This window comes from Bacillus sp. P4_D3 (assembly GCF_056401855.1).
This window is the reverse complement of the sequence record NZ_JBFUIN010000082.1, coordinates 1-11516: the sequence shown is the minus strand read 5'-3', so window position 1 is coordinate 11516 and position 11516 is coordinate 1. Positions and strand designations below refer to the sequence as shown.

The following is an 11516-nucleotide window of genomic DNA, read 5'->3' as shown; positions in this document are numbered from 1 at the left end:
ATTCATGATACCTCTTTAAAAATTCAGCATTCTGTGTAATCCACGGTTCATTCCAAGGATGTCCGATAATCTTTACTTTTTCAGAAAATGTATTTAAAAGTCCGCAATGATCCGCATGGTGATGCGTAATCACTACMGTTTCAATATCTTCTATCTTATACCMTAATGCACCTAATTGACTTTCTAATGCCTTCTTTGCTTCTTCTGTATTTGTCCCTGTATCAATTAACGTTAATGTTTCTCCCTCAACTAAAAACACATTCACTGTCTCAACTGCAAATGGAACAGGAATCTCCATTCGATGAATCGCCGTCATGCTTAGCCCCCCCTGTCTTTTTCCGGTTCAAAATGAATACCTCTTCAGTTTACAACTTCCCTATAAATTTGTCATTATTTTCAGATAAAAAGAGGTGTTTTCCATAAAAAAACGAATGTATGTACATTTATAAGCATTTCTAACCAAATTCAAAGGAGGCACATCATGTCTATGCAAAACATTTCCTTTCTCGGTGCAGGCTCTATTGCCGAAGCGATTATTGGTGGTTTATTAAACGCAAATGTTGTTAAGGGAGAACATCTCACTGTAAGTAATCGTTCTAACGAGACAAGATTACAGGAGTTACATAAAAAATACGGTGTCAAAGGTACACATAATAAAAAGGAGTTACTTGCTGATGCAAATATTCTTTTTCTAGCGATGAAGCCAAAAGATGTCGCAGAAGCGATTATTCCTCTTAAAGAATACATAAATAATGACTTGCTTATTATTTCGTTACTAGCAGGTGTTTCTACTCATTCAATTAGAAACCTACTTCAAAAAGACGTTCCGATTATTCGTGCAATGCCAAATACATCTGCGGCTATTTTAAAATCCGCTACTGCTATCTCACCTTCAGAACACACAACGGAGGAACATATTCGCATTGCAACATCGTTATTTGAAACGATTGGTCTCGTCTCTGTTGTAGAAGAAGAAGATATGCATGCTGTCACTGCATTATCCGGAAGTGGACCAGCTTATATTTATTATGTGGTAGAGGCAATGGAAGAGGCCGCAAAAAAAATTGGTTTAAAAGAAGATGTTGCAAAATCACTTATTCTTCAGACGATGATTGGTGCTGCTGAAATGCTAAAAGTAAGCGAAAAACACCCTTCTATTTTGCGAAAAGAAATTACTTCTCCTGGCGGAACTACCGAAGCAGGTATTGAAGTATTACAGGAGCATAATTTTCAACAAGCATTAATCTCCTGTATTACACAAGCAACGAAACGATCACACGATCTTGGAAAAACATTAGAAAAAATAGCAGAAGAAAAATAAAAAACGGAGCTCAACTTTATTTGAGCTCCGTTTTTTATTTTAATCATATGATATGCTTTTAGTTATTACTCTTACCAAAAATCTCTTCTTGCAGACGACGACCTGTTGGTGTTGCTGCAAGTCCACCTTCTGCTGTTTCACGAAGTGCTACTGGCATCGTTTGTCCAATTCTAAACATCGCCTCAATGACTTCATCACATGGAATTGTACTAGTTACACCAGCTAATGATAAATCAGCTGAAATCATGGCATTCGCAGCTCCTGCTGCATTACGTTTTACACAAGGTACTTCTACAAGCCCTGCAACAGGATCACATACTAAACCAAGCATATTCTTTAATGAAATCGCCATCGCTGTAGCTGCTTGATCTTGTGTTCCACCAGCCATCTCAACTGCTGCTGCTGCTGCCATTCCACTTGCTGAACCTACTTCAGCTTGGCAACCTCCTGCCGCGCCGGAAATACAAGCATTATTCGCAACAACCATACCGAAAGCTCCTGCTGTAAATAAAAATTCAATCATTTCTTCGCGTGTCGGCTGTAATTTTTCCTGCAGTGCAAAGAGTACACCTGGCACTGTTCCAGCAGATCCTGCTGTTGGTGTTGCACAAATGATTCCCATCGCCGCGTTTACTTCATTTGTTGCGACAGCTCTACTCACTGCGTCCAAAATTGTATCTCCAGATAAGCCTTTTCCACTCTTTAAATACGCTTGGACTTTCACAGCATCCCCGCCAGTTAAACCAGTCGGTGATTTTACACCACGAATACCTCGTTCTACTGCTTGCTCCATCACGACTAAGTTCTTTTCCATTCCAGCAATTACTTCTTCACGTGAGATGCTTCTTGTTTCCATTTCACATTGAATCATAATTTCTGCGATTTTTACATTTTGCTCTTTAGCTTGCGCCACTAGTTCCGCTGCGTTCCGAAACATGGTGTGTCCCCCCTGCAATTAATCCATAATAGTTACTTGACAAATATTTTGTTGCCCATTTATTTCTGCRATTACTTCATCTGCTAATAATTCATCTGTTTCAATGACCATAAGCGCTCTTCTTCCTTTTTCTTTACGAGAAACACTCATTGTACTAATGTTAATCTCATGCTTAGCAAGGATCGAAGCTACAGCTGCGATAGCACCAAAGCGATCGTTATTTACAATAAGTAGTGCTGGACTCGTGCCTGTTAATTGAAGATCGAATCCGTTTAATTCTACTACTTCAATTTTACCGCCACCAATTGAGCAAGCAACAACTTCAATTTCCTCTTCACCTTTATACAGACGAATTTTCGCTGTATTTGGATGCGGAGCATTTGCATCTTCTTCAATGAATTCCACTTCAATCCCGCGTTCTTTTGCAATATCTAACGCACTTGGAATACGTAAATCATCTGTTTCAAATCCTAGTATTCCACCGATTAGCGCTACATCCGTACCGTGACCACGGTATGTTTTTGCAAATGAACCATATAATGAAATGCTAACTCTCTCTGGCTCATGACGAAACAGCTGACGAGCAACTTGCCCCATTCTTGCCGCGCCTGCTGTATGTGAACTTGATGGACCAATCATCACYGGACCAATAATATCAAACACTGAGCGGTACTTCATCATAACTCCCCCTAAACCTCTATGAAAATTTTTTCTACTATTCTATTAAGCTGCCACATCTGTTGCTTTTCCAGCCGTACCACGAATTAGATAGTTTTTGAATAGCAGTGGACCAATATATCCTGAAATAATACCAAATACCATAATACACAAGAAACATAACGTTACTTTCATTGGATCATTAAATCTAATCCTTCTGGTACACGTTTTTTAATTTGTTTTATTAAAAATGATATAAGATAACCAGCAATAAAGCCTGGTAGCAATCAAAATTTTAACACAGAAGCCCCTACAAGGATAGCATAAACAGGTGATATACCCATCGCTAATGCGCTACTCCGCCTAGACTACCTGCTGATTGTCCAACCTCTTTTAAAAATGGCATACCAATTAAATCTCCACCAACGTATAATTGAAAAGCTTCAACTAAGAAACTTGCAACGGCCGTATTCGCTAAAGCTCCCATTGCTTTCATACCGTTTGGTGCTTTAAAACTAAAGAGTGAAAAAAGACTTAGTACAAATAATAGTAATATCGTTCCCTTAATAATCTCCATGATGCCCTCTCACTTTTTAGTCAATTTCGTTTGTTACGAAAAATGGCTAAAACGCACGCTGTAACTTACTATAAAGTGAAACTTTAATCAGTGGGGGGTTTGTCCATCCCCACTGATTATTAGCCTTCACCAATCGGGCATTAACGGGCAGTTATCTCCCAACTAACTTCCTCGCATTCGCTGAATTTTGAGGCGGGAGTCTTACTGCCGGCGAATAGCGGGATAAATTATAATGTGCCCTCATTATAGCTTGTTTTTTATGAAACGCTTACTTTTATTGAATTTTAAAATTTCTGAATAAAAGTCTGTTTTTCCTATTTGTATCACTTGTATGTCGTCCTACTTATATAACAGTTTTTCTAAAAAATCGATATTATATATTTTTATCCTATATCTCTAAACCATTTCAACTTTCTGTGTTATCCAATATAAATATAAAATGATAACAGTTGTAGTAAAAAAAAAATTTATTATAAATAAAAAAAATGGCAAACATATGTTACCATTTTTTTGAATATCACTTTTCTACTGGAAATGATTTCAAATCCATCGCGATTTCTGTATTAGAAAATAACTCTCTTGCTTCTTTCAGCAATTCCTTATATGTATCTCCTTGATAACGAGAACTAATATGAGTCAATATTAATCGCTTTACATTTGCATTTAATGCAATACGCGCAGCTTGTTCTGTTGTTGAATGGAAATAGTCATGTGCTTGCTGTTCATCTTCTGCCGCAAAAGTCGCTTCATGAACAAGTACGTCAGCATCTTGCGCAAGCTCTCTACTCGCTTCGCAATATCGTGTATCACCTAAAATTGTAATAACCCTTCCTTTTTGAGGCGGGCCGATAAAATCTTTTCCATTTAACACTGTGCCATTCTCTAATTCAACTACTTCACCATCTTTTAAACGTTTAAAAACCGGACCAGGTTTCACACCCATTCCCAGCAACTTATCCACTAAAAGAGCTCCCTGTATATCTTTCTCTACAATTCGATATCCGAAACATTCGATTCCGTGTGATAACCTTTTTGTTTCTACACAGAATTCATTATCCTCAAACACAATACCTTCTTCCGTAATCTCAACGATTTCAAGTGGATATTTAACATGTGTCGTACTTACTAATAATGCTACTTCAATAAATTGTTTAATTCCTTTTGGGCCGTACACTGTTAACGGCGTCGTTCCTCCTTGAAAAGAACGGCTCCCTAATAAACCAGGCAAACCAAAAATATGATCTCCATGTAAATGGGTAATAAATATTTTTTCAATGCGTCTTGGGCGTACAGATGTATGTAAAATTTGATGCTGAGTCGCTTCACCACAGTCAAATAGCCACGTTTGCCCTCGTTCTTCTAACAATTGTAAGGCGATTGCTGAAACGTTCCTTCCTTTTGAAGGAACACCTGCACCAGTTCCTAAAAATACAAATTCCACTTTCTTTCCTCCAGCTCTTTATATAATCTATCTTTCATCTTACGGAATGTTATTTCAAATGGCAAATTGAATTTACATAGACAATCATCTAGACAACTATATAACACGAACATTTAAACAAAAAACTTAACAGTCGTTCGTGTTTTGTAGTAATATAACTATATCACATATAAAGGGAGCGTTTTATTATGAAAGAAGTATTTCGTTTACAAACTGATTTTTCATCTTCATTTGATCGCTGGGTAAGTTCTTTCGTTTCTGATCACCCAGCACAACTAGAGTGGACGACTTTAAAAGAATTAATTCATGAATACACAACATCACATACAAATGAGACGTTACCAACATATATTTCTTCAGCTTTAACATATTACGCACAACGCGTTTCAACAACAAACAGCTCAGAGATTGTTATTTTTGAAAACCCTACAATCTCATAATCTATAATAAAAAGCACTGTAATCAGTGCTTTTTATTTATATCCATACTCCTTGTTTTAACTTGGCACGGGGCTAAAAAAGGATCTGACCGCTTCTACGCATGGCTAGATCCTCTCTTCCATCTAAAAAAGAAGGGTTTAAATCCATAACACCTTTTACATATACCCATTTTTTCACTTTCAACAAATAAGCATCAGCTATGAATCCGACACACTCCATACTCGTTTGCTCTCCTTGTTTTCAACTTGGCATGGGGCTAAAAAAGGATTTGACCGCTTCTACGCATGGCTAGATCCTCTCTTCCATCTAAAAAAGAAGGGTTTAAATCTCTAAAACTTTCTACATAAACTTATTTTTTAATTTTTGCTGAAACGACTTTTCTTGCTTACGTAATAGTTGACTACCTCGCTGTAAAAGAGCTGTTCCGTATTTATCATTAATTTGATTAATAACAGCAAGTAACGGCTCTTCTTTCGCATCTTCTTCAAATGAAAACAAATCTAACTGTTTCACCGATTCTGTCTTCCACCCTAATTCAGTAGCTGTAACACCTAACAGACGAACAGAATCACCATCCCAGTGTTGCTTCCATAAACGGGATGCCGCTTGAAAAATAACCCGTTCTTCCCATATTGCATTTTTCAATTGTTTACTCCGTGTTACTGTGCGGCGATCATGGTATTTAATCATAATTTGAATGTTATAACTAACGAGAGTTCGTTTTTGTAGCCTTTTGCTTACTGATTTCGATAATCTTTCTAACATATCAAGTAATTCTTTTTCTTCGTCCATATCCTTTGAGAAAGTCATCGAATTTCCAACGCTTTTATGTTGTCCCATTTGATTCGGGTCAACTTCCCTGTCATCCATACCTTTTGCACGTTTTTGTAAATCAACACCATGCTTTCCAATTTTAGCGCGAATGATATGCTCGTCTCCTTTTGCTAACTGTTCAATTGTATGTATATGAATGTCTTTTAATTTTTCAGCTGTTTTCTCTCCGATTCCATGCATCTCTGCAACTGATCGTGGCCAAATGATTTCTGGGATATCACGTTTTCGAAGTACTGTAATACCAAGAGGTTTTTTCATATCTGAAGCAGTCTTTGCTAGGAAAAGATTTGGAGCGATTCCAATGCTACATGGAAGCTGTATCTCTGTTAGTAACGCTTGTTGAATCATCTTCGCTATTTCAGGAGGCGAACCGAGCGCATAGCAATCTGTAATATCTAAATACCCTTCATCTATAGAAACTGGTTGTATTTTTTCTGTAAAACGGGAAAGAATTTGAAACATTTGAAATGAAGCTTCTCGATATAATGTAAAATTAGGATGCCTCACAACTAATTGCGGACATAATCTCTTTGCTTCCCATAGAGGCATCGTCGTACGTATTCCATTTTCTCTCGCCTCATAACTACATGTTATGATAATCCCTTTTCTCTCTTTTTCATTCCCCGCAATCGCTAATGGCTTTCCTTGTAATGATGGGTCATGAGCAATTTCAACAGATGCGAAAAAACAATTCATATCTACATGTAAAATAACACGTCCATTTTTCGGATACATTTCTCGCATACTACTCACCCCTCAAAGAACATTTGTTCCTTCATTATATCAAATTTCTTTAAAAGTTATAATAATTATTGGCTTTTCTCTATCTATTTTTTGCTATACTGTACGTAACAAATGGATATTATTGTAAAGGATATGAATCGTTATGAAACAACATAATAAACTCAATTATGTATTTATTATTATTATAGTAATCCTTGCGATTAATTATTTGTTACTTCCCCTTTTTAACATTAACATTTACGCTTTAGGAATCTTCTCTCATTTCATACGTTTTACAACAACTTATGTACTTCCATGGGTCTTCTTATATTGGCTTATCCGCCTTGTGAAAGCACTTGAATCAAAATAAAAAAAGACGTGTAAACCATAATTGGTTCACACGTCTTTTTTACTTTATTACTTACTTCGCTACTTCTTCGATAATAGCTACAACTAATTCTGCTGTTTTCGCTAATTCTTCAACAGGAATTTTTTCATTTGTTGTATGAATTTCTTCATAACCAACTGCTAAGTTAACTGTTGGGATACCATGTCCTGCGATTACGTTCGCATCACTTCCGCCACCACTTTGGTGAAGAGAAGGCGTACGACCGATGTTTTCAGCTGCACGTTTCGCAACTTCTACAACGTGATCGCCAGCAGCAAACTTAAATCCTGGATACATAACGTTTACTTCAACGTCTGCATGACCACCCATTTCTTTTGCAGTTGTTTCAAATGCTTCTTTCATTTTTGCAACTTGCACTTCCATTTTCTCATTTATTAAAGAGCGAGCTTCTGCAAAGATTTGAACATGATCGCAAACGATATTTGTTTGTGTACCACCTTCAAAACGTCCAATATTTGCAGTTGTTTCAGAATCGATACGACCAAGTGGCATCTTTGCGATTGCTTTTGCTGCGATAGTAATTGCAGATACACCTTTTTCTGGTGCTACGCCAGCGTGAGCTGTTTTCCCACGAATAATCGCATTCACTTTCGCTTGTGTTGGCGCTGCAACTACAATTTCACCAACTTTTCCATCACTATCTAATGCATAACCATATTTTGCTGTAATACGCTCACGGTCTAACGCTTTTGCACCAATAAGACCAGATTCTTCTCCAACTGTAATAATAAATTCAATTTTACCATGAGGAATGTTTTTCTCTCTTAAGACACGAATCGCTTCAAACATAGATGCTAATCCAGCTTTGTCATCGGCTCCTAAAATTGTAGTACCATCTGATACGATATATCCATCTTTAATAGAAGGCTTAATTCCATTACCAGGAACTACTGTATCCATATGAGAAGTGAAATAAATTGTATCAACACCGTCTTTTGTTGCTGGTAAAGTACAAATTAAGTTACCTGCACCATGACCAGTCACACCCATCGTGTCATCCTCAAATACTTCTACACCTAAAGCAGTAAATTTCTCTGTTAACACTTTGCAAATTTCTGCTTCAAATTTTGTTTCAGAATCTACTTGTACTAACTCCATAAATTCATTTACTAAACGTTCTTGATTAATCATAAGACTGCGCCTCCTGCACTACCATTATGTATGTAACAACATTAATTATAACAGAATTTCGCAAAAGTTTCGAAATACAAGACAAAAAACAGATGGTTAACACATCTAGATACCCATCTGCCTTCTATTACTCGTTTAACAATACCCAGCGCATATGATCTTCCCATATGCCATTTACCATTAGCATTTTTCGAGATACACCTTCATATTGAAATCCTATCTTCGTCACTACTTGTATAGATGCTAAATTTCGTGGCATAACTGGTGCTTCTATACGATGTAAATGAAATTCTTCAAATGTAACTTGAATTGCTTTTCTAAGCGCTTCTGTTGTGTAACCTTTATTCAATTCTTCCTTATCTAATTTATAGCCAAGTACACAAGATTGATAAATTCCGCGAACAATTAGATTAAATGAAATACATCCAATAATTTTTGTATCATCACCCTTTTTAAAAATCCAAAGCCTGATTATCTTACCTTCCGCGAACTCTTTTCTATCCTTTTGTAACTTTTTCTTTTGATAATCTAACGTGAAAAAACCCTCCGGTCTATACTCTTCCCACGCTTTTAAAAATTCACGATTTTTGTCGTAATATTGAAGAACTTTTTCCGCATACGACTCATCAATTTCTCTTAAATGTAAACGATCTGTTTCGTATATTTTCATCATCGTATCTCCATTCTTCATGCTTGCATAACAAAAAACTAGTACTCTATCTTTTAATATATTCTCTACACACACACATATTTCCTGTTCTACTTTACACACACTTCTCGAAATTTGTCATTTCTCTCCCCTTGTCCACAATTTCATTTCTCGTTACAATGAAATTGTACTGATTTGCAAGGAGGTTTAACGATGCATAAAAAAGCTCAAAAAATTATGGTTTATATAATGCTAATTTCTATGCTTGTAACAACATTACTTACTGGCGCAAGTATGTTTTGGTAAAAAGGACGATTCACTCGTCCTTTTTTTACTGCTTACACATACAAAATAGACCATCTCGAAATCGAGATAGTCTATCTTGTATTGAACATTTTATTATTTTATATATATTACAATTGCTACAATGCTAAAGGAAAAGGCCATTACAAGTGCTATTACAAAACTTGTATATTGTTTCTGCTGAAATGCCCCAATAACAAAAGTAAGATTGAGTAATGCCATAAATACAATCGCTACAACGTAAGAGCATATATTAAAAGTTGCCAATATGAATGTAATAACAAATAGAAAACCAACACAAAACTGCATGTAAGAAATTTTTGGATTTAAATACATATGAGCAACCCCTTTACTCAATTATCTTTATATATTCTCATTAACGCATGGTTATGTACACATGTCAAGACAACTTATAGAAAAGAAAAAAGCCAACCGTTTCGTTGACTTTTCCAAATGCTATGGCCCCTTTTTCCTTTGCCAATTGCTGAAATGATTTTTTCGATTTCACAATCGATACTTTCGTTCCAAGTGGAATACGATCAAACAAATATTCCACATCATGTTTCTTCATTCTTATACATCCTTGCGAAATATATTTTCCAATTGAACTAGGCTGGTTTGTCCCGTGTATCCCATACTTACTTCCATCCGTTCCTCTTGCATTAAATCCCATCCACCTCGATCCAAGTGGATTTTTTGGAGAGCCCCCAGGAATATCCTTCGCAATATAATAGGGATCCTTCGCCTTCAATACAATGTCAAAGGTTCCTTCTGGGGTTAATTCATTTGTTTTCCCTGTCGCTACTGGAAAAACCTTTTGGATCTTTCCATCATCAATGTAAGCTAGTTTATTCGTTGCTTTATTTACAATTATAAAAGGATCTCCAGCACGTGGGTTATCACCAAGAGGCCAGATTGGTGATAAAGAAAGACATAATAATAAAGAAAGAAGATACGGCATACATAATTCCTACCTTCTAAATAAGTTCTTTTATATTATCCTTTCCCTTAAAACGACTTTTAATGAGTAAATATTGCTCCATTTCATACACAAGTTGAACAAGTTTCGCACGTATCTCAAATTCTTCTCGCGAGACTGGTAAAGGCATTTCTCTAAATACTTCTCGCATTTCTTGAAGTTGTCTTAACGAAATGACCCCTGTACTTTCAGGACGAATAGAATTCCCTATATTTTCAATTACGTCTGCAATCATATCCGCTTGTTCATACGTCCAAGATAGTGATGCAGCTAATGGTATCATTCGCTCCAAAATTTCAAATTGTTGCATACGCATATCAAAATACCGATAATAATAGTCATCTTCACGCATAAATTCATTCTCAAGTTTTTTAAATGATAAATCTTTTGCTTCTTTCAGCATCATTTCTGTTTCAATTAATTCGGCCCCACTCCAATTACTATCTCGATTTCGTAAATAAACGACCATTTCAAACAAAATCGTTCTGAAATGGTCTTCTATTTTCCCTTGATACTCTTTCAGTTTATTCTCACTGCTTGGCATGTACATGTTTACTAATAAAGCGACACTAATTCCAATCGTTAATATAGCAATTTCATTACCAACTATAGACCATGTAATTTGCTTTAATGAATACAGATGCATAACGATAACCGAACTCGTGACAATGCCTTCTTGAATTTTGCACATAACTGCAGTCGGAATAAAGGTAAGCAGTAATACGCTAATCGCAAGTGGTGTATAACCAATCGTTTCAAAAATACAAAACGCAAATACCATCGATAATACACAAGCTAAAAAACGGTGCAACGATACTTGAACGGATTTTCGTTTCGTATTTTGCACGCATAAAATGACTAAAATACCAGCTGAACTATAAAATTCTAATCCTAATAACTGAGCAATAAAAACTGCCGCTCCCGTTCCAAGCGCTGTTTTCACCGTTCTATATCCAATTTTAAACATATCATTACTCCTATATGTATAAATGTATTTAAAAATAGTATAAAAAAAGGATGACGCAATGTCATCCTTTTCTACCTATTATTCACGTACCCTTCACATATTACAATATCTTTTGCAAAAATTCTTTTGCACGGTCACTTTTTGGTGC

Annotated in this window: 16 protein-coding genes and 1 pseudogene; 4 read left to right on the top strand and 13 right to left on the bottom strand. The window is 36.1% G+C overall.

All coding sequences use genetic code 11. The annotated features are described in order from the left end of the window. On the bottom strand, nt 1-316 hold a 316-nt coding region (locus tag AC1DTM_RS11995), incomplete at its 3' end, for an MBL fold metallo-hydrolase (protein WP_477000261.1). A gap of 165 nt (nt 317-481) precedes the next feature. Here AC1DTM_RS11995 and proI point away from each other — a divergent pair. Further along, nucleotides 482-1321 carry a pyrroline-5-carboxylate reductase ProI gene (gene proI, locus AC1DTM_RS11990; protein WP_088099498.1) on the top strand — a complete coding sequence of 280 codons (840 nt, stop codon included), beginning with the start codon at nt 482-484 and terminating at the stop codon, nt 1319-1321. Nucleotides 1322-1379: 58 nt separating this feature from the next. Here the strand turns inward: proI and sdaAA are convergent, their stop codons facing one another. The 5 genes and pseudogenes from sdaAA to rnz all read right to left on the bottom strand — a co-directional run bounded on the left by sdaAA (nt 1380) and on the right by rnz (nt 4933). Beyond that, nucleotides 1380-2258: an L-serine ammonia-lyase, iron-sulfur-dependent, subunit alpha gene (sdaAA, locus tag AC1DTM_RS11985; protein ID WP_016106116.1), complete on the bottom strand. Its 879-nt coding sequence runs from the start codon at nt 2256-2258 to the stop codon at nt 1380-1382. Nucleotides 2259-2276: 18 nt separating this feature from the next. Then, nucleotides 2277-2936, bottom strand: a complete 660-nt coding sequence (gene sdaAB, locus AC1DTM_RS11980) for an L-serine ammonia-lyase, iron-sulfur-dependent subunit beta (RefSeq protein WP_002088527.1) — start codon at nt 2934-2936, stop codon at nt 2277-2279. A 45-nt stretch (nt 2937-2981) separates the two neighbouring features. Continuing rightward, complete coding sequence (locus AC1DTM_RS11975; RefSeq protein WP_033714872.1) at nt 2982-3110, bottom strand: hypothetical protein; 129 nt, start codon at nt 3108-3110, stop codon at nt 2982-2984. Between the two features lie 5 nt (nt 3111-3115). Next, a pseudogene (locus tag AC1DTM_RS11970) lies at nt 3116-3492 on the bottom strand (PTS sugar transporter subunit IIC); the annotation flags it as partial. 517 nt (nt 3493-4009) lie between these two features. After that, nucleotides 4010-4933, bottom strand: a complete 924-nt coding sequence (gene rnz, locus AC1DTM_RS11965; RefSeq protein WP_016106118.1) for a ribonuclease Z — start codon at nt 4931-4933, stop codon at nt 4010-4012. A gap of 188 nt (nt 4934-5121) precedes the next feature. Between rnz and AC1DTM_RS11960 the strand changes: the two genes are divergently transcribed. Next, on the top strand, nt 5122-5373 hold the full coding sequence (locus AC1DTM_RS11960; RefSeq protein WP_002111702.1) for a DUF3932 family protein: 252 nt from the start codon (nt 5122-5124) through the stop codon (nt 5371-5373). Between the two features lie 72 nt (nt 5374-5445). Here the strand turns inward: AC1DTM_RS11960 and AC1DTM_RS11955 are convergent, their stop codons facing one another. Both AC1DTM_RS11955 and AC1DTM_RS11950 read right to left on the bottom strand, forming a co-directional pair. After that, on the bottom strand, nt 5446-5592 hold the full coding sequence (locus AC1DTM_RS11955; protein WP_165762448.1) for a hypothetical protein: 147 nt from the start codon (nt 5590-5592) through the stop codon (nt 5446-5448). Between the two features lie 120 nt (nt 5593-5712). Further along, nucleotides 5713-6951: a DNA polymerase IV gene (locus AC1DTM_RS11950; RefSeq protein WP_088099499.1), complete on the bottom strand. Its 1239-nt coding sequence runs from the start codon at nt 6949-6951 to the stop codon at nt 5713-5715. A 142-nt stretch (nt 6952-7093) separates the two neighbouring features. On the opposite strand from AC1DTM_RS11950, the gene AC1DTM_RS11945 reads away from it, so the two are divergent. Further along, the gene (locus AC1DTM_RS11945) at nt 7094-7300 is read left to right on the top strand and encodes a hypothetical protein (protein WP_002111704.1); all 207 of its coding nucleotides are present in this window, start codon (nt 7094-7096) and stop codon (nt 7298-7300) included. Between the two features lie 51 nt (nt 7301-7351). Here AC1DTM_RS11945 and AC1DTM_RS11940 read toward each other — a convergent pair whose 3' ends face one another. Continuing rightward, complete coding sequence (locus AC1DTM_RS11940; protein ID WP_088099500.1) at nt 7352-8470, bottom strand: tripeptidase T; 1119 nt, start codon at nt 8468-8470, stop codon at nt 7352-7354. 127 nt (nt 8471-8597) lie between these two features. Continuing rightward, entirely contained in the window at nt 8598-9143 is a 546-nt protein-coding gene (locus AC1DTM_RS11935; protein ID WP_033711020.1) for a GNAT family N-acetyltransferase, read from the bottom strand. A 189-nt stretch (nt 9144-9332) separates the two neighbouring features. On the opposite strand from AC1DTM_RS11935, the gene prli42 reads away from it, so the two are divergent. Further along, a complete protein-coding gene (prli42, locus tag AC1DTM_RS11930) occupies nt 9333-9425 on the top strand; it encodes a stressosome-associated protein Prli42 (RefSeq protein WP_000549036.1) in 93 nt (30 codons plus the stop codon). Between the two features lie 93 nt (nt 9426-9518). On the opposite strand, the gene AC1DTM_RS11925 is transcribed toward prli42, so the two are convergent. From AC1DTM_RS11925 to AC1DTM_RS11915, 3 genes are all read right to left on the bottom strand, one after another. Continuing rightward, nucleotides 9519-9758, bottom strand: coding sequence for a DUF3894 domain-containing protein (locus AC1DTM_RS11925; protein ID WP_002088543.1), 240 nt, complete (start codon nt 9756-9758; stop codon nt 9519-9521). A gap of 64 nt (nt 9759-9822) precedes the next feature. Further along, a complete protein-coding gene (locus tag AC1DTM_RS11920; RefSeq protein WP_016106120.1) occupies nt 9823-10383 on the bottom strand; it encodes a L,D-transpeptidase in 561 nt (186 codons plus the stop codon). A 16-nt stretch (nt 10384-10399) separates the two neighbouring features. After that, entirely contained in the window at nt 10400-11368 is a 969-nt protein-coding gene (locus AC1DTM_RS11915; RefSeq protein WP_002111713.1) for an aromatic acid exporter family protein, read from the bottom strand. Nucleotides 11369-11516: the final 148 nt, after the last annotated feature.